The sequence below is a fragment of the Arthrobacter sp. TJ-270 genome (assembly GCF_058269075.1).
The window spans coordinates 52939-73872 of sequence record NZ_JBZCNB010000001.1; the positions used below are offsets into that span (position 1 = coordinate 52939).

Sequence of the window (20934 nt, forward strand, 5' to 3'; positions counted from 1 at the left end):
AGGGGCAGCAATGCTTGGCGGCCTGCGAAGAACGGCCTCTAGAACGTGCCGAATCGGCGTCGCTCCGAGTTCAGGTTCTGTATCCGGTCGTTGCGCTCCGGCGAGGACTGGGCACCCGGAAGTGGAACTTCCGGGCGCCCAATGCCGACCCATCGGAGTGCGCGGCGGGGCCAGCGTTCTTTCACTGCTGGATGCCGCCCCGATCAGAGTCCGCGGCGGGTGTCGTCCGTCCCGTCGGTCTCGACCTGTTCCTTGCGAACTTCCTCGCTGACGGTCTGCTCCTCGGTGACGACCTCTTTGTCGAGGCGCACCCGCTCCACCGGCACAGTTTCCTTCTCCACCACGGCGCGCTCCTCGTGAAGCGTCACCTCGTGCTCCTCCTCGCTGAGGGCCGGACCGTCGTATGCGGCGTCGCGGTTCGCATCAGTGATCGGCTCGCGCTCGATTCGTACTTCCTCACGCTGCACCGGAACGGTCTTCGTTACGTTCTCCGTCACCACGTATTTGCGGAGTCGGGCGCGTCCGGTTTCCCGGTTCTCGGTGCCTACGCGCAAGCGCTCCTCGGACAAAGTCATCGCGTCATCCGTGGTGGGACCCGAGGTGTCGTGTCCCACGGTCCGGTCACCGCGATCCGCGTCGTATGGGTCCCGCTCACCGGCGTCGGCAATGCCCGGACCGGAATCACCAAGATCGTCAGAGCCGGTGGTGGTTCCGGCGTAGGTGCCGCGTTCGGCTGCGTCGTAGTCGCCGCCCGACCGGCTCAGTGCGTAGTGGCGGTAGAGTTCCGCTTCTTCCGTCTCGCTCAGGTTTTGGTCTGGATCGACCTTGGGAGCGTCCTTGACCTGGTCCTTGGTATAGGCGATGCGCACGTCGTCGCCCTGCATTGAAGCACCCTGTAGCGGTGCGAAGGATTCAGAGGTGCCGAAAAGCCCGGTCTTCACGGTGACCCAGCTCGGCTCTCCTGTGTGGTCATCCACGTAGACCTGGCCCGCGGATCCGACCTTGTTGCCGTCCCGGTCGACAACGTTGCCATTGCCGTCAAGGATGCGGTCGATGTGTTCCTGCGTGATCATGGTATCTCCTTGAGATTGATAGCAGAGGACTTCTTCCGAAGTATCCGGTGCCACAAGCGTAGGCACACCTGAAGCCAAATTGGAAGCATGCTTATTACTTTCTTGGAAACAGGAGTGGAACAGGCGTAGAACTGTCCTCCGCGCACCCCGTAGACCAAGGACAGACGACACGCTGATGCCAGTATGTGAACCCGTCCCGGTGTTGCCACACGATGTGAGCCGACTAGACTGACAACAGGTTCAGCAGCGAGCCACAGTAAACTACTTGTGGGAGTGCCTCCACTATGGACGCTCAGTTGCGCTCAATATTAGAACCTCATCAAACCTCGCCCTACAGTTTCTCCGTTGATGCTCCTACGCCGGCCGAGATCGACGACGACTTTCCGACAGACCTCTCCTCGACCCCGGAACGCTGCCTCTTCCAGTTGTCCGACACCCTGTTCCTTGAGCTCGATTCGGAGACGCCCGATCTTCGCGCCATAGAGCGCTACCAGACAGTATGCGATGAGCTCACACTTCGCCAGCTCAACTCCGGTGTTGCCTGATTAGGCAAAATACTTTGTCAGCCTACTGATTGTCGCTATAGTTGTTTGTACGGTTCAGCAGCGAGCCTCACCAGCCTCATTTGACTGTGGGAGTTCTCATGGACCTGCGTTCTACAAACGCCTCTTCTACCAATCTGCGTACCGCCGTTCGGGACAATATGAAGTTGAGCCGTTTCGAACTGTACGTTGACGGCGACAATGTCGGTCATCTCCAATATGAGACGCGACAAGGCCAGATCTGGCTCCTGCATACAATCATCGAGCAGCGCTTCAGGCGGTCCCGGATGGACAACTACTTCATCGGGAACGTACTGGAAAACCTCCATAGGAGGCGGCTCGCAGTGATGCCGTTCTGCCCCGCCGTACGCGGTTATCTGGCAGGGCATCCCGAATGGGCACCGTTGATTCCGGCCTCCGAACGATCCCGTTTCCGGCTCCCGACCGCCACAAAGTCACGGAAAACCACGTCCCGCGCTTCCTGACGGGGACCTTCTGTTTCTACCCGCGCTCCAGGAAGGCTTCCTTTTCGGCATTCAGGTAGAGGTCTAGTGCCTCTTCGAGTTCGGGGTGGTCCGCGAGCGTCGGGTCCGCATCGATGAGTTCCTGCGCGTCCGTCCGGGCTTTCTCGATTACTCCGGCATGCTGGATGACTTTGAGGAAGCGTAGAGCCGACCTCCCGCCGGACTGTGAGGCACCCAGGATGTCGCCTTCCCTGCGCAACTCGAGGTCCTTCTGGGATAGCTCGAACCCGTCGGTGGTAGACGCGACTGCATCGAGTCGTTCCCTGCTGGGGTGGTCCGGTTCCAGCTGGGTTACCAACAGACACGTGCCGGGGTGTCCCCCGCGGCCGATCCGACCGCGCAGTTGGTGAAGCTGCGAGATGCCGAACCGGTCCGCGTCCATGATCACCATGAGCGTTGCATTGGGCACGTCCACCCCCACTTCAATAACGGTGGTGGAGATCAGTAGGCTGACAGTTCCGTCATTGAACCCGGCCATGGTCGCCGCTTTCTCTGCCGGGTCCAGCCGCCCATGCAGCGATCCCATGCTCACGCCGTTCAGGGCGGGAACGTCCGAGAAGGCCTCAAACAGCTCGACGACCGATGTCAGCTCCTGCCGCGGCGCCGACGGCCCCTCGTACAGCTCCAGCGCGTCGGCGCTGTCTGCTTCCATCTGGGAGTCCCCGATCTTCGGGCATACAACATAGACCTGCCGACCAGCGTTTATCTCTTCCCGTGCCCGGGCCCACGCGCGGTCGATCCAGCCGGGATTCTCTGAGAGCCCCACCACGTGGGTGGAAATCGGGGCACGCCCGGCGGGCAGTTCCGTAAGCGTGGAAACATCCAGGTCTCCAAACACCGTCATGGCGACGGTCCGGGGAATCGGTGTGGCCGTCATCACCAGCATGTGGGGTGCCGCGGCCGCTTTTGCCCGGAGGGCATCTCGCTGCTCAACACCGAAGCGGTGCTGTTCGTCCACCACGATCAGTCCAAGGTCGAAGAACTGGACGTTTTCGGACAGAAGCGCATGCGTTCCGATCACTATCCCCGCATCACCGGAGGCGGCGGCCAGCAGTGCCTCGCGTCTCTGTGCTGTCGACATTGAGCCGGTCAGAAGCACCACGCGGGTGCCGTCCTCGGCCCCGCCAAGCATGCCCCCCTCGGCCAGCGGACCCAAAGTCCGTGTGATGGATTGATAGTGCTGCGCGGCCAGTACTTCCGTGGGCGCAAGGAGCGCCGCCTGCCCTCCGGCGTCGATGACCTGAAGCATGGCCCTGAGCGCCACGAGTGTCTTGCCCGACCCCACCTCTCCCTGTAGCAGCCGGTTCATGGGGTGCGCGGCTGCGAGATCCGCGGCCAGCTGCTCCCCTATCTCTCGTTGGCCGGCGGTAAGGGTGAACGGGAGCGAAGCTTCGAACCGCTCCCGCAGGCCGCCCGCGCGCTGCGGACGCGACGTAGCTTCCTCCGCAAGCACCTCCGCTCGCCGTCGTGCCAGTGCCGACTGCAAAACGAGAGCCTCTTGGTATCGAAAGCGGCGTTGGGCACGGTACGCATCCTCCACCTCGACCGGGCGGTGGATCATCTCGTACGCCTGAGTGATGTTCATGAGCCGGTCACGGCGCGCGATGTGCGCCGGAATGGGATCGTTCAGTTGCGAGTGGACGAGGCCGTCGAGAAGCTGATCGACGCACTTCTTGATTGTCTCGCTGCTGATCTGCTCGGTTGCCGGATAGATGGGAACGGGCTTCAGGTGCTCATCCACTCCGGCTTCTCCTTCGTTCAGGAGGGAGAACCGGGGATTGGTGAGCGTGAGTTGCCCACGGTAGCTGCCCGTCTTACCGGAGAAGATGGCGCGGGTGCCGACGGTGAGCTGCCGCTCAGCGGCGAAACTATTGAAGAACGTGAGATGCATGGTGCCGAGGCGTCCGGCGTCGTCATCGGTAATCACGACGTCCAGCAGCTTGCCCTTCCGTGTGCGCATACGCCGGGAGTTGGCAGACTGGACACGCGCTATGAGGGTGATCTCCTCGTCAAGCGGAACGTCCGTCAGCGCAGTCAGTTCACCGGCAGCCAGGTAGGTTCGCGGGAAATGGTTGAGCAGTTGACCGACCGTGTGAATGCCCAGGCTGTCCTGAAGTGCCTTTGACGCCTTGGTACTGCCCAGTTTCAGGTGCAAGGGGGCGGCAAGCTCGGGCGTGCGCCTGTTCTCCATATACCTTCCCTGAAACAGCCCTCCTGCGCGGCAGGAACCATCGTCATGACAGTGCGAGCATAGCGGAGGCTTCTGACGATGTTGTTAGTCCTCATAATGGGTTGCGGGGGAAGATCCGGAGACCCGCTGGACGATTTCCGACGCGATGACCCGCAGCTTGACGTTGCGCGTACTCGATGCCCGCTGCAGCATTTCGAACGCTTCGACCTGTGAGCACCGGTTCTGAGCCATCACAATGCCAACGGCTACGTCGATATCCGTCCGCGACTCCATGGCCCGGCTGCGGTTGTCGGCTTCCTCGCTGTAGTGCGCCATCCGCAGCGCAAGCTGCAGCCCCTTCGACGCCTGCCGTGCATACGACTCGGCGAAGTTGATTTCATCATCCCCGAAGGAACGCGGGCGGTATGAGTACAGATTCATTGCGGCCTGCGCGCCCGGCCCGATCGTGAAGGGGGCGGAAAGAATCGAGCGAAGACCGTGTTCCGCGACCGCCCCTGCGTACGCCGGCCACCTTTCGTCGGTGCGGAAGTCCTCCACGATTATGGTGCGCTGATCACGGGCTGCAGTGAGACACGGACCTTCTTTAAAGGCGTACTGCAGCTCGTCCATGGCTTTCGCCTTGTCGGTGTTGTACGCCACAGTTGCGGCACGACGGCGGCGGAGCAACGTGATGCCGCAAAGGATGTCTTCCTCTTTCCCGCTCACGCTGCGGGCTGAAAGCTCCGCAAGTTCGTTGAGGAATTCCTGCATGTCAGAGGTGGACAGGATGAGATCCTGCATCTCCTCAAGGAACGACCGCCGAGCACCCGCAACGGACTGCTCCGCTTCAGGACCGGGTGCGTAGATCTCCTCCTCAGCATCGAAGGAGACGGATTCGCCCACGGTTCCATCCTTTCAATGGTTCAAACGTCAAGTTTCATCGCATAGGATACTTCACTAAGCGCCCTTCTTAATTCAGGAAGATTCCTACCGTCCGTGGGGTGGCGCCGCCGGTGCCGTACCACCGGGTTTGGTTCGAGTGTGCAGTACTACCACAGTGCGCATCTCTTTCGGCGTTAGAAGGTTGAGGCATGGATACTTCGCACTGGTCAACAAGCCGCCTGCTGAGCACAGCGGCTCGGCTGAATGAAAACCGCGACAATGAGCGGCTCCGCAGCATCGGAGTTACACATTCCGGCGTAACCATCCTGAAGGTTCTTGCCACCGTCGGGTCGATGAGCCAGGTTAAGTTGGCGCAGACCGTCCGGGTTCAGGCACAAACGGTGGGAAAGGCTCTGGAGCGCCTCGAAGCGCGCCAACTGGTCACTCGCTCCAAGAGCGATACCGATCGGCGCGTGACCTTCGTCGCACTCACCCCGGCGGGCCTGGCGCTCCTTGACCAGGTGCAGCAGGGTGAAGGGGTACCTCTCGGAGGCGGGGGCTACCTGGAGGAAGACCTGCGTGCAGCGCTCATCAGCGTCATCAACGCCACCCGTGACAATCTCCTCGCCAGCGGTGTCGCCCCCGAGCCGGAGTTGGCTGTTTCCGCCTAGAGTGCTCCCGAGCCGACTGCTGTCTCGCGGCTGATCACCCTCTCTCTACCCGCAAGCACGCCCATCAGCGCGAGTACTGCCATGATGCCCGCGGTGGCGAGGAGCGGAAGCGTCCAATCGCCGCTCACATCACGCAGTGCGCCGAACATCACGGGCCCGGCTGCTCCCAAGCCATACCCGACAGATTGGGCCATACCGGAGAGGGCAGCGGCCTGCGGATAGTTCACGGTGCGGAGGCTGAACAGAGACAGTGCGATCACGATGAGACTGCCGCAGCCCACCGCACCGAACAGCACCCACAACAGCGAGAAGTCCGGCGCAACCGCCAACCCGAGAAAGGTAACGAACGTCAACGCGCTGCTTGTGAACGATACAAGGCGTTGATCCGACCCCCGATTCAGGATCCCCCCGGTCGCAAGGCTCGCGAACACGCTGACGAGCAGGAAAACGGACAGATGCAGACCGGCTGCCGTCGCTGACACTCCTCGGCTCTGCTCAATGGTCGGCAGCCAGGCCATCAGGACGTAGAACGCGATCGACTGCAGCCCCATGAACAGCGTCACCTGCCAGCCCAACGCTGAGCCCCAGGGCGACCGATACGGAGCGGGCGGCGTGACAGCATGCGCGCTGCCCGATGCCTGGCGGCGCACCCATGGCAGCAGAACGGCCATGGCGATCAGCGCAAGTCCCACCCAGATGCCGAGGGCCAGCCGCCATCCTGCCGGCGAAGTCTGTGCTACCGGTACGACGACGGCGGCGCCGATCGCGGCGAAAGCGGCTTGTGTTGCGGTATAACTTCCGGTGATCTGGCTGACCTTCGTCGGGAAGTCCCGTTTCACCAGAGATGGCAGGAGGACGTTGAGGAATGCAATCGCGAGACCGATCAGGGCAGTGCCTACCCAGATGAAACCGGGGACCGGCAATGATCGGAGCACGATACCGGAAGCGAGGATCAGCAGGGAAATCCATAGCGCCCGGTCGAGCCCCAGACGGACAGCAAACCCGGGCGCCACGGGTGAGAAGACTGCGAACGCGATGAGCGGCAGGCCTGTGAGTAATCCGGCTGCGGCGCTGGATAGTTCAAGATCGCTGCTGATGTTCGCGAGGACAGGCCCCACGCTGACGAAGGACACGCGTAGGTTGACCGCAATAAGAAGGACGCCGATGAAGGCGAATCCGAAGCGGGCAGTTCGTTCCGGTGCGTTCCAGGTGGCAGCGGGCATGGTGCGGTCTTCCATCCTTCGAGGCTAGAGGAGCGCCTCACCGCGCATCCTCTTACACCCTAGCGCCGGGTACGCCTCAAATTGCCGTACCGCGGGTCCTGCAGCCAGGCCTCGTGCCGCTGCCGTCGAGTCTTTAGTGGGGGTCCTGGGGCACGACCGCGCCCGCTCCTGCGAGCTGGGTGATCGCGATGTGGCTGGGCTCGCCGGCTTCCTCAATGAACTTCAAGGCCAACGCGGCCTCAGGAACGTGAACGTGCACGCGCCAACGGTAGCCTTCCTCGACTTCTGTCACGGCGCTCATGATCACCGAATCGCCCACCTCGTCCAGGTGCAGGCGCAGGGTCGCGGCGTCGAGGGGGCTGAGGTTTATGGTGCACATCACTTCGACGCCTTCAGCGGGCATGCTGCTGTGGATATGCGGTGCCTGGACGTCGTAACCGTGCAGGCCGTCGAGTAGCTCGTCCTGCAGCTCTTCGCCCAGTGAGGCTGCACGGAGCGCGTCCATGATGAGAAGGAACCCCACTCCTCCGGCATCCACGACTTGCGCTTCGGTGAGCGCTCCGAGCTGGCTTTCGGTGTGCACGACGGCTTCGAGCGCGGCTTCCACGGCGCCCTGCAGGGTCATGGCGAGCGCGTGATTGCTGTCATCACCCTGGTTCGACTGGTCCACTGTTGCCGCGCCGATGGCTGCTGCCTCGAGGACAGACAGCATGGTGCCCGGAACCGGGTCGCTGAGTGCAGACCAGCTTCGGATCTGCGCGCGGTTGAGAGCGGTTGCCAGCAATGGCCCGGACAGTCGGGAAGCACCGTGAAGAGGCTCGGCGATCGCCGCCAGGAAGACGGCGAAAAGCGTGCCGGAATTACCGCGGGCATCCTCCATGGCAGCCTCGCCCGCGATTTTCAGCAGGTCGCCGAGATCGTGTGTGTCGAGCTCCGCAATAGCCTGTGCTGCCGCTCTAACGGTCAGGTAGAGGTTGGTGCCGGTGTCACCATCGGCCACCGGGAAGATATTGATGGCATTCAGCCGGTCGCTGTGATTGCCGAGGGATTCTTCAGCCTTGCCTAACCATCGCTTCATCGCTGTTGCGTTTGCGGTGATTTTAGTCTGCAAAGTGATCCCATCCCACGGTGGCTGGAGACTGTGACCCGACGGTCACTTCGGCAAGTCCGGCCTCTATCGAGCCTACCGCAGTGAAGCCCGCCAGCGGCATAACGTTTGGGTTAACCGCGGCCAGCAGCCCGTGGTCCTCTCCGCCGCCGAGGACCCATTCAAGGGGGTCTATAGCCAGCAGATCAGCGGCCGGTGCCAGCGGTCCGGCAAGGCGTCGGAGAGCTGCCGGGTCGAAGTCGATCCGTACTGAACTGGCGGAGGCGAGGCGATGCGCGTCCCGCACCAAGCCGTCGGAAATATCCATCATCGCGCTTGCTCCGGCGCCAGCCGCGGCTGGGCCCGCGTGCAGCGGCGGACACGGCCTGCACTGCAAGTCGATCAGTTCGCGGTGTTCAGCTCCCAGCGAACCGTAGTCATGGGCGGACTCCAGCAGCGCCAACCCAGCTGCTGCGCGCCCTACCGTGCCGGCGAGCACAACGACGTCCCCTGGTTGCGCGCCGGACCGGACCACCGGGAGGCGCCCATCCAGGGAACCGGTGGCGGCCGCGGTGACTGAGATTTCCGTCCCCCGTCCGAGGTCACCACCGACCACTGCGCAGGTGGAGGCACCCAGTTTACGGATCGCTGCGGTGAGACCGTCAGCGAGATCCTCGACCCAGGAAACCTCTGTACTTCCGGGCAGGGTAAGGCTGACCACCAGGCAGGTGGGGCGGCCGCCCATGGCATTGATGTCGCTGAGATTCTGGGCGGCAGCCTTCCACCCGACGTCGAACCCCGTGGTTCGGTACCCACTGGGCCACTGCAGCCGAAAGTCCATGTCCTGGACCTGGGTGTCGATGGAAACCACCACCCTGCCGTCCGGAGCGGCTATTAGGGCCGCGTCGTCGCCGGGCCCGAGGAGGACCCCCTCAGAACCACTGTGGCCTCCCCCGAGGCGTGGCAGGATGCGCTGCAACAGGGCAGCCTCGCTCAACTGGGCAACGGTGAGTGGCATGGTTCCACCGTACTTGCCGGAAAGGACATTTAAGTGATCATCAGCGGCAGCTTTGAGAGCCACCGGACTGCACGTTCCTCGCCCTGCCACTTCGTCAGCCACCAGCACCTCCAGAAGCCCCCTTGAGTTTCCCCAATCACTGTGGGACTGTTCACACATGGCAAGCGACTCAGTTAAGGTCAACGATCGGGTCCGGGCACCGCTCGGCGCCTCCTACTGGAAGCTGTGGACCTCCTCCGGCCTCTCCAACCTTGCCGACGGCGTCTTCAAGATCGCGCTGCCACTGCTCGCGATTCAGTTCACCCAGTCGCCCACACTGATTGCAGGACTGACCTTCGTCGCTACGCTTCCATGGCTGCTCTTCGCGTTGACGGCCGGCGCACTGGCGGACCGGCTGGACCGCCGCCGGCTCATGCTCGTAGCCAACCTCACCCGCGCCGCGTTGCCCGTCCTGCTCATCGGAGTCATCATCCTTGACCTCGGGTCCATCTGGGCGCTTTACGTCACGGCGCTCCTGGTGGGAGTAGCTGAAACCCTCTACGACACGTCCGCGCAGTCGATCATGCCGCAACTGGTCCACCGCGATCAGCTTTCACGGGCGAACGGACGGCTCTACGCCGTCGAGCTCGCCACCAACCAATTCATTGGCCCTCCTCTGGGCGGACTGCTCGTCGCAGCCGGAGTCATCGGTGGATTCGCCGTTCCCGCTGCGCTGTGGCTGGCCGCCGTCGGCGCCCTGTTCCTGATACGCGGAAGCTTCCGCATCGAACGCGAAGAGAAAACCACCCTGCGGTACGACGTCGCCGAAGGCCTGCGGTTCCTCTGGAACCAGAAGATCCTGCGGACACTCGCCGTGATGACGGGAACCTTCAATTTTGCTTCCAGTGCAGCCTTTGCCCTCTTTGTCCTGTTTGCCGTCGGTCCGTCGTCAGCCATGCAGCTTTCCGAAGTGGGTTTCGGAGTGCTGCTCACCACCTCTGCGCTCGGCGCCTTTCTCGGCTCCTTCATCTCGGAATGGGCCGAACGGAAGCTGGGACGGTCCAGGTCCCTCGGCCTGACGATCCTTGGTGGTTCCTTCTTCGTCGGAGCACCCGCGCTCACCGACAATCCCTACATCCTCGGGTTCGTGTTCTTCATCGGCGGCATGCTGGTCATGCTCTGGAACGTCATCACCGTATCCCTGAGGCAACGCATCACACCGAACCGGCTGTTGGGACGCGTGAACAGCGCGTATCGCCTGCTCGCGTGGGGCACCATGCCGCTGGGCGCCGCAGCCGGCGGCCTTCTTGCGCAGTGGCTGGGACTGCAGGCGATGTTCGGCATCATGGGCGTACTCACGCTTGCCCTGCTGGCCCTTATGCCGATCCTCACAGACAGGGCAATAGACGCGTCCGACGTCGAATCCTGAAGTCTTCTAGCCTTGCGCCTCCCAGCGGTGGGAAAGTAGGGCATGGTCACCGAAACTGACGTGCGGCGGATCTGCCTCTCGCTGCCGGACGTCGTGGAACGACCCAGTTGGGGTCAACCCGCCTGGTTCGCCAGGACCCTGATGGCCCGCATCTGGGAACCGGGAGTGCTGACCGTAAAAGCCCGGGAGCGCGATGCTCTCGCGGGCTCCGACCCGGAAACCTACTTCTGGACGCCGCATCACGAGAGGTCGCCACAACTGGTCCTCGCCCGGCTGCCCCGGCTCCAGCTGGAGGAGCTCAACGACCTGCTTGAGGATTCGTTCCTGCTCGCCGGTGGCCGGCTGGCCAAGAGGTAGTCCCTCGCCTATTGGATGCGGCTCAGGCGTCCGGCGCGTCCTCGCCCCGGTCCACCCGGAACGGGTGCCGCCGCAGCGCCCGCTAGGCTTGAATCCATGCCTTTGAAACTGCACGCTTTCGTCCGCGCCTCCGGCTCTGGTGTGCTGCTCGTGGCATCGCTGAGTGCCTGCTCCCCCATCGTCGATGTTGATGCGGCTCCGGATGCCGTCAACCCGGCGTGCGCCAACGTCATGGTCGCTTTGCCGGAACAGGTTGCGGGAAACGACCTGCGGGAAACGAACAGCCAGGCCACGGCGGTGTGGGGTGACCCGTCGCAGGTGGTCCTCAGGTGCGGAGTCGAGGTCCCCGGGCCCACCACCGATGCGTGCGCCTCAGTGAACGACGTCGACTGGATCATCCAGGAATCCACGGAGACGGAAATCTGGACGGCCGTAACCTACGGCCGCAACCCGGCCGTCGAGGTTCTTTTCGACCCCAACCAGGTCGCTTCCAGCACGGTTCTGGTCGATCTCGGTGGTGCGGTCTCGCAGGTCGAGCAGACAGAAAAATGTTTGAGTCTGAACGACACGGTGGACTTGCCCACGGACAGCTAGCACCGCCGTCGCTCTCACGTTCTACACTGGGGCTCGATGAAAACTACCGATTCCACTCCCCTGTCCGGTACCCAGTACACCCTCCAGCACGGTCCCTACACGGCGTCGATCGCCAGCGTTGGAGCGACCCTGCGCTACCTCCGCCATGAGGACCGCGACCTCGTGGTGCCCTATGACGCCGGAGAAATTCGGCCGTCCTTCCGGGGTGCGGTGCTGGTGCCCTGGCCAAACCGGGTGGTGGACGGCAAGTACTCCTTCAACGGTGAGTCGCATCAGCTCGCGCTGACCGAGCCACAGCGCTCCCACGCCATCCACGGCCTGCTCGGCTGGGTGGACTGGACACTGGTCGATCAGTCTTCTGCCGCGGTCCGTTTGGCGGCCTCGGTCATCCCGCAGAAGGGCTACCCGTTCCGCCTCGAGGTTGAAGTGCTCTACACGCTCGACGACGACGGCCTCGCGACGACGATCACCGCCGCGAACCCAGGACCCTCCGCAGCCCCCTACGGCGCATCGGCGCACCCATACCTCGTCGCCGGCGAGGGACTCGTGGATGACTGGACACTGCAGGTCCCCGCGTCAACGGTCCTGCAGGTGACCGAAGACCGGCTGATCCCCACAGAGCTCACCGGCGTGACGTCGTCGCACTTTGACTTCCGTGAACCGCGTCTCATCGGGGATACTTTCGTTGACCACGCCTACACGGACATCACGTACGACGACGGCGCCGCCACCGTTTCGGTGCACGCAGCAGACGGCCGCGGCGCGGCCATCACCTTCGACGAGTCATGCACGTGGGTACAGATCCATACCGCGGACAAGCCGAACCCGGCGGTGTCGCGGCTAGGCCTTGCAGCCGAACCCATGACGTGTCCGCCGGACGCGTTCAACTCCGGGACAGACCTGATCGTCCTGGAGCCCGGGGACAGCCATTCGGTGGGGTGGCGCATTCACGCGCTATAGCCCCTACGGAGTCCCCGGCGGCGTGTGGCAGGAGCCGCGGACCAGGAACTCGGGACGAAACGAGACCGATGCCGGGACGTCTTCATTCACGACGGACTCGATGGCGGCCGCCACGATGGCCGACTCGTCCCAGCCGAAGGTGGTGAGCCCGGGGCTGACGAGCGGGGCCATCTCGCTGTCATCGAACCCCATGATCGAGACGTCCCCGGGGATGGACAGATCGAGGGACCGGGCCGCCCGGTAGGCACCAAAAGCGAGTGAGTCGCTCAGGCATAGCAACGCCGTCGGACGCTCCGGCCGGGCGAGAAGGACGGTTGCCGCCTCTGCCGCTCCAGCTACCGACGACGTCGACGGCGCCACGGCAACGCTCAGCCCCATGTCCGCGCCCAGTTTTTCCACCAGCAGCTGCGCAGGGCGCCCCGGCGTCGACGGCAACGACGGCGCCAGCAGCCCGACCGAACGATGCCCCAGTTCGGCGAGGTGACCAAGGGCACTGCTGATCCCGAACTCGTTGTCGAAAAGAACAGTACGGGCAACCGGGCGGTGAAGCAGCGCGTCACCGACCGACACCAGCCGGATCCGTTCCGGCACGTCGGCCCAGTACAGGGCGGACGGGTCCACGGGAAACACTATTGCGGCGTCAACCCGGCGGGTCGCGAGCGTGCGCAGCGCGTTCTGCTCACGTTCCGGCGATGTGTCCACGTCAGCGATGGCCGAGAACATGGCCTGGTCGTGCAGTGCTTCCGACAGCATCACCGCGAGGCCCTGCCGCCAGAGGTCTCCCAACGATCCGATGATCGCCACGTTGCCGCTCCGGCCGCCCGCGAGGGCCCGCGCTACCGGATCCGCCGTCCATCCCATCTCCTTGGCAATGGCCTGGACTCGGGCAACCGTCTGCTCCGACCCACGGAGCCCACGCAGCGCGTAGGACGTGGCTGCTTTGGAAAGCCCCGCCGCCCGGGCGATGTCCTGTAGGGTTGCCCGTTTCGGCTCTGTCATCGATTGGTGCCTGCCGCGCTTAACGCAGGCCCGTCCTGCGATGCAGCGCCAACTCGATGAGTTCGTCGATCAGCTCCGTGTAGGTCAGTCCTGACTTGGCCCACATTTGCGGGTACATGCTGATGGGTGTGAACCCCGGCATGGTGTTGATCTCGTTAATGATGAGATCACCGGCAGGTGTGTAGAAGAAGTCGACCCGGGAGAGCCCTTCCGTACCGAGAGAGTCGAAAGCGCGGGCAGCGAGCTCCCGGACCTTGTCCGTCACAGCGGGCGGGAGGTCTGCGGGGCAGCTCAGCTCGGCCGCGGAACCGTCAACGTACTTCGCCTCGAAGTCATACCATTCGTGTTCACCGGGCTGGACCGCTATTTCTCCGGGCAGGCTGGTCCGTGGCGCTTCCGTTCCGCGGCCCTGCAAGACGGCGACCTCGATCTCACGCCCAACAATTCCGGCTTCGACGATCACCTTCGGGTCGAAGGCCCGTGCAGTTTCCACAGCGATCTCCAGTTCCGCCGGTGAGGTCGCCCGGGAGATGCCCATGGAAGAGCCGGCGCGGGCCGGCTTGACGAAGACGGGGAAGCCCAGCTTCGCGGCGCGGTCAAGGCATGCTGAACGGTCACGAGCCCAGTCCCGGTCAGTAATGACCTCGTACGGTCCGACCGTGAGCCCGGCGGCGGCGAACACCACCTTCATGTAGTGCTTGTCCATCCCGACTGCGGACGCGAGCACGCCCGCACCGACGTAGCGCACGTCAGCCATCTCGAGCATGCCCTGCAGGGTGCCGTCCTCACCAAAGGGACCGTGCAGCAGCGGCAGTACAACATCCACCGCGCCGAGGCTGCGGGGCAGCTGCTCGGAACCAGTTGCAACAAGTTCCTGCGCCGTTCCGCCGTCGGACGCCGTCGCCAGTACCACCGGCTCCGATGACACGGGGACTTCCGGAAGCACGGTGGAGCGCAGAGACCACTGGGAGGGGTCGGAGGAGACAAGTGACCACTGGCCGTTCTTCGCGATGCCCACCGGAACGACGTCGTACTTGTTCCGGTCGATTGCGTCCAGCACGCCCGCAGCGGTCACGCAGCTGACGGCATGTTCGCTCGAACGCCCACCGAAAAGCACAAGGACGCGGGGCTTCGCAGATGAGGTCACAGTTAGCCTTCGGATTTCAGTTCGCGGGCCAGCAGTCGCGGGCCAAGGTCATGTACGGACAGGTTTCCCTGAAGTACGGCAACAACACTATCCGTTATCGGCATATAGACATCGAGTTGGCGCGCGAGATCAGCCACAGCCTGCGCGGATTTGATGCCCTCGGCGGTCTGGTTCATGTGGGTTGTGACCTCGTCCAGGGTGAGTCCCTGTCCCAGGAGCCTGCCGGCGGTGTGGTTGCGCGAGAGCGGTGAGGAGCAGGTGGCGATCAGGTCTCCCATGCCGGCGAGTCCCGACATGGTTTCGGGTTCGCCTCCCAGCGCTACGGCCAGACGGGTTGTCTCGGTGAGCCCGCGCGTGATGACAGAGGCCTTGGTGTTGTCCCCCATCTGCTTGCCCTCGCAGATACCTACGGCCAGTGCAATCACGTTCTTCACGATGCCGCCGATTTCCACACCCACCACGTCGGTGTTGGTGTAGGGACGGAAGTACGTGGCGGTGCAGGCCGCGGCAACCCACGTGGCTACCTCGGCGTCCGGGCAGGCCACCACCGAGGCGGTCGGCTCGCGGCGTGCAATCTCCATGGCGAGGTTAGGGCCGGAGACCACTGCGACGCGGTCCGCGGGCAGGCCGAGCTCCTGGGCCAGGACCTGGCTCATGCGGTCATCCGTGCCGACTTCCAGGCCCTTCATGAGCGAAACGACGACGGCGTCAGGCGAGATCAGCGGTTTCCAGGCTGAGAGCTGGGACCGGAGGGACTGCGCGGGAACGGCAATGACCACGAGCTCGACGCCGTCAAGAACCGCCGCGACGTCGGCGGAGCACCGGATGTTGTCCGGCAATACCGTGTCCGCGAGGTAACGGCTGTTGGTGTGGCGGGTATTGATTTCATCAGCGATTTCCTGACGACGCGCCCACAGCCGCACCTGGGTGCCGTAACGCGCACCCGCGTCCGCGAGCACCTTGGCGAAGGTGGTCCCCCAGCTGCCGGCCCCCAGCACGGCAACGATCGCGGGTGGCCGACGCGTCACTGACCCTCACCCGCGGGGGACTCGAAGTTCCGGCCCGTCTGCTTTTGCTTTCGTGCGGTGGGGTCCCACCGCTCCGTGGGCGGCGTTTCGCCGCGTAGCTCGGCAACAAGCTCAGTAAGCGCGTCCATGATGCGGGTGGTCGCTGCGTCCAGCGTGGTGCGCGTTATGGGGCCGCCCCGGAAATCAGACAGGTCTACCGGCTTCCCGACAAGTACGCGGGATCTCTTGCGCGGGAACAGATGCAGCCGTTTCGCGTACCGCGGGAACACCTCCTGCGCACCCCAATGCGCAATGGGCACAACCGGCGCGCCGGTCTGCAGGGCCAGCCGCGCTGCTCCGGTCCGGCCCTTCATAGGCCACATGTTCGGGTCACGGGTCAGCGTGCCCTCGGGGTAGATGATGATTCCGCCGCCGCCCTCAATGGCCTCTTTGGCGACATCGAGCGAGTGGTTAGCTCCCGCCGTCGTGCGTTCCACCGGCACCTGCAGTGTGGCGCGCAGCACTGTGCCCATCACGGGGACCTCGAACAGCGAGGCTTTCGCGAGAAAGTGTGGCATCACCTTGTTGTTGTAAAGGAAGTGCGCAATCACTATCGGATCGATCTCGGTGACGTGGTTGGGGCAGACAATGAAGCCGGTGTCGCGCGGAAGGTTCTCGGCTCCGCTCCATTTCTTGGCCATCAGGGCATTCATGAGCGGCCGGATGAAAGCCGCGAGGACCGCGAACGTGGCGCGGGAGGAGACTGGTTCCGTCATGCTGATGCGGCCGCGCTTAGCGGCCGGTTCCCGGCTCTGAGGATTCGGCGATGTCGAAGTCCGCGCCGAGTCCCTCAAGCTTGCCCTGGAACCGCTCGTAGCCGCGGTTGATCAGCTCGATACCGGTGACACGGGACGTTCCGTTCGCTGCCAGTGCGGCGATGAGGTGGCTGAAGCCACCGCGCAGATCCGGCACGTCGATGTCGGTTCCGTGCAGCTGCACCGGACCGGAGATCACGGCGGAGTGCGAGAAGTTCCGCTGACCGAAACGGCATGGAACACTGCCGAGGCATTCACGGTGCACCTGGATGTTGGCGCCCATGCGGACCAGCGCGTCGGTGAAACCGAACCGGTTTTCATACACGGTCTCGTGGACGATCGATACGCCTTCAGCCTGGGTGAGTGCAACGACCAGCGGCTGCTGCCAGTCGGTCATGAAGCCCGGGTGGACGTCCGTCTCAAGCACCAGCGGCGACAGTTTCCCGCCCGGGTGGTAGAAGCGGATGCCATCGTCGTTCACATCAAACGCCCCACCGATCTTGCGGTAGGTGTTCAGGAAGGCGGTGAGGTCCAGCTGACGGGCGCCTTCAACGTAGATGTCACCACGGGTGACGAGCGCAGCTGACGCCCACGACGCCGTCTCGTTGCGGTCGGAGATGGCCTTGTGGTTGAAGCCACTGAGCTTGTCCACACCCTCGATGCGGATGGTGCGGTCCGTCTGCACTGTGATGATGGCGCCCATCTTCTGCAGCACGGCAATGAGATCCATGATCTCCGGCTCCACAGCGGCACCGCTCAGTTCGGTGATGCCCTCGGCGCGGGTAGCTGTCAGCAGTACCTGCTCGGTGGCGCCGACGCTCGGGTACGGGAGCTCCAGCTTGGCGCCGTGAAGGCCCTTCGGAGCGGAGATGGAGATACCGCCGGGGCGCTTGTCCACGACAGCGCCGAAGTTCCGCAGCACCTGCAGGTGGTAATCAATGGGACGGTCACCGATCTTGCATCCGCCCAGATCAGGGATGAAAGCCTCGCCGATGCTGTGCATGAGAGGGCCGCAGAAAAGAATAGGGATGCGGGAATCACCGGCGTGGGCGTCGATATCCTTGGACGCCGCCATCATGGCGTTGGCGGGATCCATGGTGAGATCGCCCGTCACCGGATCCTTGGCCACCTCGACGCCGTGCAGCTTCAGAAGGCTGGTCACGACGTCAACGTCCTTGATTTCAGGGACGTTCCTCAGCACCGAAGGTGCACTTCCCAACAGCGCCGCAACCATCGCTTTCGGCACCAGGTTCTTGGCGCCGCGGACAGTCACCTTGCCTGCAAGGGGGACACCACCACGGATTGTCAGAACGCTACCCATGAACACCTATTTCCTTCAACGTGTAAGCCCCAACAGCAGATAAGACCCTTGCTAAGCATAGGAGCTACTGTTACCAGACTGAAATACCGACGGCCCCCGAGCGGGATCGTGTTGGATCGTTATGATCCCGACAGGTAGTTCAAACGGCCGGGTTCAGCCCAGAATTCCGGTGTAGCGAGTGATCTTCCTTGCACCGGTGTTGGAGTCTAGGTGCGGACGGGCAGCGTCTTGGGTTTGAAGCTTGGGCGTTCGGCCTCGTAGGCAGTGATGTCCTCCTCGTGTCGGAGGGTCAGCCCGATGTCATCGAGTCCCTCCAGAAGGCGCCAGCGCGTGTAGTCATCGATCTGGAACGTGGCAACGATGGAGCCGCACGTCACCAGGCGGGACTCGAGGTCCACGGTGATCTCTGTGCCCGGGTGGTTCTCGAGCTCTTTCCAGATCAGTTCGATGTCATCCTGGGCCACCTGGGCCGCCACAAGCCCCTGCTTCCCGGAATTGCCGCGGAAGATGTCCGCGAACCGGGACGAGATCACCGCCCTGAACCCGAAGTCCTTCAGCGCCCAGACAGCGTGCTCACGGGAGGAACCTGTGCCGAAATCCGGTCCCGCAACCAGCACGGAGCCGCGGTTGAACGGCTCCCTATTAAGGATGAAGTTTTCATCCTTACGCCACGCTGCGAACAGGGCGTCTTCGAATCCGGTGCGGGTGATCCGCTTCAGGTAGACGGCGGGGATGATCTGGTCGGTATCCACGTTGCTCTGCCGCAGTGGAACACCGATCCCGGTGTGCGTGCTGATCTTTTCCATGGTGTTCTCCTCTTGCCCGAATCAGGCAGCGTGGCTTGTGGAGCCGTTCTCAGCGGGCAGCGCAGCGCCCGGCGGTACGGGATCCAGGTCCGAGGGTGAGCTCAGGGTTCCGCGTACGGCGGTGGCTGCAGCAACGACTGGAGAGACCAGGTGGGTACGCCCTCCTTTGCCCTGCCGGCCTTCGAAGTTGCGGTTCGACGTCGACGCGCACCGCTCCCCCGGGGCCAACTGGTCCGGGTTCATACCCAGACACATCGAGCAGCCGGCGAAGCGCCATTCGGCGCCGAAATCCTTGAAAACCTTGTCCAGGCCCTCTGCTTCGGCTTCCAGACGCACCCGGGCGGAGCCCGGAACCACCATCATGCGGATGTTCGGGTCTTTCTGCCGACCGCGGATGATGTCCGCGGCAAGACGCAGGTCCTCGACCCGGCTGTTGGTGCAGGAGCCCAGGAAGACGGTGTCCACCCGGATGTCCTTCATCTGTGTACCAGCTTCGAGCGCCATGTAGTCAAGCGCGCGCTGGCACGCAGCCTTTTCATTCTCATCGGCGAAATCGTCCGGGGAAGGAATGGCCTGGCTGAGTGACACGCCCTGTCCGGGATTGGTTCCCCAGGTGACGAAAGGCTCCAGCTCATTGGCATCCAGGAAGACTTCGGCGTCGAAGGTCGCGTCGTCGTCGGTACGCAGGGTGCGCCAGTTCTCGACGGCGGCGTCCCAGTCCGCGCCCTCCGGCGCGTGCGGGCGGCCCTTGAGGAATTCAAAGGTGGTCTCATCCGGCGCGACCATGCCGGCACGGGCACCGGCTTCGATCGACATATTGCAGATGGTCATACGTGCGTCCATGGACAATGCCCGAATGGCGGAGCCGCGGTATTCCAGCACGTAGCCCTGCCCGCCGCCGGTACCGATCTTGGCGATGACGGCCAGGATGATGTCCTTCGAGGTGACGCCCGGCTTGAGAGTGCCCTCGACGTTGATCGCCATGGTCTTGAACGGGGTCAGCGGGAGCGTCTGAGTAGCCATGACGTGCTCCACCTCGGACGTACCGATGCCCATCGCCAGCGCTCCGAAAGCACCGTGTGTGGAGGTGTGCGAGTCTCCACACACCACGGTGAGGCCGGGCTGCGTGAGGCCGAGCTGTGGGCCGATGATGTGCACGATGCCCTGCTGTGCGTCACCCAGGGAGTGCAGCCGCACTCCGAACTCCTTGCAGTTCGCCCGCAGCGTTTCGATCTGCGTCCGGCTGGTGGGGTCAGCTATGGGACGGTCGATATCGATCGTCGGAGTGTTGTGGTCTTCGGTGGCGATCGTGAGATCGGGCCGCCGCAGCCGGCGGCCGGCCAGCCGGAGGCCTTCGAACGCCTGCGGCGACGTGACCTCATGGACGAGGTGCAGGTCAATGTAGAGCACATCGGGCTCGGCCTGGCCGTTGACGACCTCACCCTTGCGCACAATGTGCGATTCCCAGACTTTCTCTGCGAGCGTCTTGCCCATGGCCGGTTCCTCCGCGTGCCTTCGATCAGATCTTTCAATAACTGAAGCAGGAGCGCGGCGATCCGCGCTAGTCCAGATACTTGCGTCTCAGATAATGAGACGGCAATATCAGTCTATGGACAATTCTAGTGGTGTCGGCGTGATTGATAAAGCAGCACTTGTGCTTGACGCATTGGAGGCCGGACCAACCACGCTCGCCCAGCTGGTTACCTCAACCGGGCTCGCCCGCCCAACCGTGCACCGGCTTGCCCAAGCACTCGTCCACCACCGTCTCGTCAGCCGGGATATCCAGGGGCGCTTCGTCCTGGGGAGCCGCCTCGTTGAGCTTGCTTCGGCCGCCGGCGAGGACCGCCTGATTGCGTCCGCCGGTCCGGTCCTGCTCCAGCTACGCGATGCGACCGGAGAAAGTGCCCAGCTCTTCCGGCGTCAGGGCGATGCGCGCGTCTGCGTCGCCTCCGCTGAACGCCCGATCGGTCTCCGCGACACCATTCCGGTCGGCACACAGTTGTCCATGAGGGCAGGATCCGCTGCGCAGTGCCTGCTCGCCTGGGAAGACCATGACCGGCTGCTCAAGGGTCTTCAGAACGCCCGGTTCACCCCCACTGTCCTTGCCGGAGTACGACGGCGCGGCTGGGCACAGAGTCTCGGCGAACGTGAGGCCGGGGTTGCGTCGGTCTCGGCCCCGGTGCGCGGGCCTTCCGGACGCGTGATTGGTGCGGTGTCGATCTCCGGACCGATCGAGCGTCTCACCCGCCAGCCCGGCAGAATCCACGCCGAGGTCGTGGTGAACGCCGCCCTGCAACTGACCAACGCGATCAGCAAGTCAGCCGAATAGC

Annotated in this window: 21 protein-coding genes; 8 read left to right on the forward strand and 13 right to left on the reverse strand. The window is 63.7% G+C overall.

Annotated elements, in window-relative coordinates:
* Positions 1-203 precede the first annotated feature (203 nt).
* Entirely contained in the window at positions 204-1073 is an 870-nt protein-coding gene (locus AC4D2M_RS00270; protein WP_490888974.1) for a YsnF/AvaK domain-containing protein, read from the reverse strand.
* Positions 1074-1357: 284 nt separating this feature from the next.
* Between AC4D2M_RS00270 and AC4D2M_RS00275 the strand changes: the two genes are divergently transcribed.
* Positions 1358-1618: a hypothetical protein gene (locus AC4D2M_RS00275; RefSeq protein WP_490888977.1), complete on the forward strand. Its 261-nt coding sequence runs from the start codon at positions 1358-1360 to the stop codon at positions 1616-1618.
* Positions 1619-1782: 164 nt separating this feature from the next.
* The gene (locus AC4D2M_RS00280) at positions 1783-2100 is read left to right on the forward strand and encodes an N-acetyltransferase (protein WP_490888979.1); all 318 of its coding nucleotides are present in this window, start codon (positions 1783-1785) and stop codon (positions 2098-2100) included.
* 16 nt (positions 2101-2116) lie between these two features.
* Here the strand turns inward: AC4D2M_RS00280 and AC4D2M_RS00285 are convergent, their stop codons facing one another.
* Positions 2117-4330, reverse strand: coding sequence for an ATP-dependent DNA helicase RecG (locus AC4D2M_RS00285; RefSeq protein WP_490888981.1), 2214 nt, complete (start codon positions 4328-4330; stop codon positions 2117-2119).
* Between the two features lie 84 nt (positions 4331-4414).
* Positions 4415-5212: an ANTAR domain-containing protein gene (locus AC4D2M_RS00290; RefSeq protein WP_490888983.1), complete on the reverse strand. Its 798-nt coding sequence runs from the start codon at positions 5210-5212 to the stop codon at positions 4415-4417.
* A gap of 188 nt (positions 5213-5400) precedes the next feature.
* Here AC4D2M_RS00290 and AC4D2M_RS00295 point away from each other — a divergent pair, with 188 nt between their 5' ends.
* Positions 5401-5862: a MarR family winged helix-turn-helix transcriptional regulator gene (locus AC4D2M_RS00295; RefSeq protein WP_490888986.1), complete on the forward strand. Its 462-nt coding sequence runs from the start codon at positions 5401-5403 to the stop codon at positions 5860-5862.
* Here the strand turns inward: AC4D2M_RS00295 and AC4D2M_RS00300 are convergent.
* The 3 genes from AC4D2M_RS00300 to thiL form a co-directional block, all read right to left on the reverse strand.
* Complete coding sequence (locus AC4D2M_RS00300; protein WP_490888988.1) at positions 5859-7100, reverse strand: MFS transporter; 1242 nt, start codon at positions 7098-7100, stop codon at positions 5859-5861. The genes AC4D2M_RS00295 and AC4D2M_RS00300 overlap by 4 nt on opposite strands.
* A 118-nt stretch (positions 7101-7218) precedes the next feature.
* On the reverse strand, positions 7219-8163 hold the full coding sequence (locus AC4D2M_RS00305) for a DAK2 domain-containing protein (RefSeq protein WP_490888990.1): 945 nt from the start codon (positions 8161-8163) through the stop codon (positions 7219-7221).
* A 22-nt stretch (positions 8164-8185) separates the two neighbouring features.
* Positions 8186-9190, reverse strand: a complete 1005-nt coding sequence (thiL, locus tag AC4D2M_RS00310) for a thiamine-phosphate kinase (protein WP_490890399.1) — start codon at positions 9188-9190, stop codon at positions 8186-8188.
* 157 nt (positions 9191-9347) lie between these two features.
* Here thiL and AC4D2M_RS00315 point away from each other — a divergent pair, with 157 nt between their 5' ends.
* The 4 genes from AC4D2M_RS00315 (at position 9348) to AC4D2M_RS00330 (ending at position 12509) form a co-directional block, all read left to right on the forward strand.
* Positions 9348-10598, forward strand: coding sequence for an MFS transporter (locus tag AC4D2M_RS00315; protein WP_490888992.1), 1251 nt, complete (start codon positions 9348-9350; stop codon positions 10596-10598).
* A 42-nt stretch (positions 10599-10640) separates the two neighbouring features.
* Positions 10641-10955 (forward strand): MmcQ/YjbR family DNA-binding protein, encoded by a 315-nt coding sequence (locus tag AC4D2M_RS00320; RefSeq protein ID WP_490888993.1) that lies wholly within the window; start codon positions 10641-10643, stop codon positions 10953-10955.
* A gap of 96 nt (positions 10956-11051) precedes the next feature.
* A complete protein-coding gene (locus tag AC4D2M_RS00325) occupies positions 11052-11549 on the forward strand; it encodes a DUF3515 domain-containing protein (RefSeq protein WP_490888995.1) in 498 nt (165 codons plus the stop codon).
* A 36-nt stretch (positions 11550-11585) separates the two neighbouring features.
* Entirely contained in the window at positions 11586-12509 is a 924-nt protein-coding gene (locus AC4D2M_RS00330) for an aldose 1-epimerase family protein (RefSeq protein ID WP_490888997.1), read from the forward strand.
* 3 nt (positions 12510-12512) lie between these two features.
* Here the strand turns inward: AC4D2M_RS00330 and AC4D2M_RS00335 are convergent, their stop codons facing one another.
* The 7 genes from AC4D2M_RS00335 to leuC all read right to left on the reverse strand — a co-directional run bounded on the left by AC4D2M_RS00335 (position 12513) and on the right by leuC (position 20098).
* Entirely contained in the window at positions 12513-13508 is a 996-nt protein-coding gene (locus AC4D2M_RS00335) for a LacI family DNA-binding transcriptional regulator (protein WP_490888999.1), read from the reverse strand.
* A 19-nt stretch (positions 13509-13527) separates the two neighbouring features.
* The gene (locus AC4D2M_RS00340; RefSeq protein WP_490890400.1) at positions 13528-14670 is read right to left on the reverse strand and encodes a D-alanine--D-alanine ligase family protein; all 1143 of its coding nucleotides are present in this window, start codon (positions 14668-14670) and stop codon (positions 13528-13530) included.
* Positions 14658-15683 (reverse strand): NAD(P)H-dependent glycerol-3-phosphate dehydrogenase, encoded by a 1026-nt coding sequence (locus AC4D2M_RS00345; RefSeq protein WP_490889001.1) that lies wholly within the window; start codon positions 15681-15683, stop codon positions 14658-14660. Before AC4D2M_RS00345 ends, AC4D2M_RS00340 begins: the two co-directional genes overlap by 13 nt.
* Complete coding sequence (locus tag AC4D2M_RS00350; protein ID WP_490889003.1) at positions 15680-16438, reverse strand: lysophospholipid acyltransferase family protein; 759 nt, start codon at positions 16436-16438, stop codon at positions 15680-15682. Before AC4D2M_RS00350 ends, AC4D2M_RS00345 begins: the two co-directional genes overlap by 4 nt.
* Positions 16439-16454: 16 nt before the next feature.
* The gene (gene murA / locus AC4D2M_RS00355; protein ID WP_490889005.1) at positions 16455-17798 is read right to left on the reverse strand and encodes a UDP-N-acetylglucosamine 1-carboxyvinyltransferase; all 1344 of its coding nucleotides are present in this window, start codon (positions 17796-17798) and stop codon (positions 16455-16457) included.
* Between the two features lie 206 nt (positions 17799-18004).
* Positions 18005-18604 carry a 3-isopropylmalate dehydratase small subunit gene (gene leuD, locus AC4D2M_RS00360; protein WP_490889007.1) on the reverse strand — a complete coding sequence of 200 codons (600 nt, stop codon included), beginning with the start codon at positions 18602-18604 and terminating at the stop codon, positions 18005-18007.
* A gap of 21 nt (positions 18605-18625) precedes the next feature.
* The gene (leuC, locus tag AC4D2M_RS00365; protein ID WP_490889009.1) at positions 18626-20098 is read right to left on the reverse strand and encodes a 3-isopropylmalate dehydratase large subunit; all 1473 of its coding nucleotides are present in this window, start codon (positions 20096-20098) and stop codon (positions 18626-18628) included.
* Between the two features lie 115 nt (positions 20099-20213).
* Here leuC and AC4D2M_RS00370 point away from each other — a divergent pair, with 115 nt between their 5' ends.
* Positions 20214-20933 (forward strand): IclR family transcriptional regulator, encoded by a 720-nt coding sequence (locus tag AC4D2M_RS00370; RefSeq protein WP_490889010.1) that lies wholly within the window; start codon positions 20214-20216, stop codon positions 20931-20933.
* Position 20934 lies beyond the last annotated feature (1 nt).

Coding starts and splice junctions, on each gene's coding strand:
- AC4D2M_RS00270 (WP_490888974.1), bottom strand. CDS start 1,073: ATGATCACGCAGGAACACATCGACCGCATCCTTGACGGCAATGGCAAC.
- AC4D2M_RS00275 (WP_490888977.1), top strand. CDS start 1,358: ATGGACGCTCAGTTGCGCTCAATATTAGAACCTCATCAAACCTCGCCC.
- AC4D2M_RS00285 (WP_490888981.1), bottom strand. CDS start 4,330: ATGGAGAACAGGCGCACGCCCGAGCTTGCCGCCCCCTTGCACCTGAAA.
- AC4D2M_RS00295 (WP_490888986.1), top strand. CDS start 5,401: ATGGATACTTCGCACTGGTCAACAAGCCGCCTGCTGAGCACAGCGGCT.
- AC4D2M_RS00300 (WP_490888988.1), bottom strand. CDS start 7,100: ATGGAAGACCGCACCATGCCCGCTGCCACCTGGAACGCACCGGAACGA.
- AC4D2M_RS00305 (WP_490888990.1), bottom strand. CDS start 8,163: ATGAAGCGATGGTTAGGCAAGGCTGAAGAATCCCTCGGCAATCACAGC.
- thiL (WP_490890399.1), bottom strand. CDS start 9,190: ATGCCACTCACCGTTGCCCAGTTGAGCGAGGCTGCCCTGTTGCAGCGC.
- AC4D2M_RS00315 (WP_490888992.1), top strand. CDS start 9,348: ATGGCAAGCGACTCAGTTAAGGTCAACGATCGGGTCCGGGCACCGCTC.
- AC4D2M_RS00320 (WP_490888993.1), top strand. CDS start 10,641: ATGGTCACCGAAACTGACGTGCGGCGGATCTGCCTCTCGCTGCCGGAC.
- AC4D2M_RS00325 (WP_490888995.1), top strand. CDS start 11,052: ATGCCTTTGAAACTGCACGCTTTCGTCCGCGCCTCCGGCTCTGGTGTG.
- AC4D2M_RS00330 (WP_490888997.1), top strand. CDS start 11,586: ATGAAAACTACCGATTCCACTCCCCTGTCCGGTACCCAGTACACCCTC.
- AC4D2M_RS00335 (WP_490888999.1), bottom strand. CDS start 13,508: ATGACAGAGCCGAAACGGGCAACCCTACAGGACATCGCCCGGGCGGCG.
- AC4D2M_RS00350 (WP_490889003.1), bottom strand. CDS start 16,438: ATGACGGAACCAGTCTCCTCCCGCGCCACGTTCGCGGTCCTCGCGGCT.
- murA (WP_490889005.1), bottom strand. CDS start 17,798: ATGGGTAGCGTTCTGACAATCCGTGGTGGTGTCCCCCTTGCAGGCAAG.
- leuD (WP_490889007.1), bottom strand. CDS start 18,604: ATGGAAAAGATCAGCACGCACACCGGGATCGGTGTTCCACTGCGGCAG.
- leuC (WP_490889009.1), bottom strand. CDS start 20,098: ATGGGCAAGACGCTCGCAGAGAAAGTCTGGGAATCGCACATTGTGCGC.
- AC4D2M_RS00370 (WP_490889010.1), top strand. CDS start 20,214: ATGGACAATTCTAGTGGTGTCGGCGTGATTGATAAAGCAGCACTTGTG.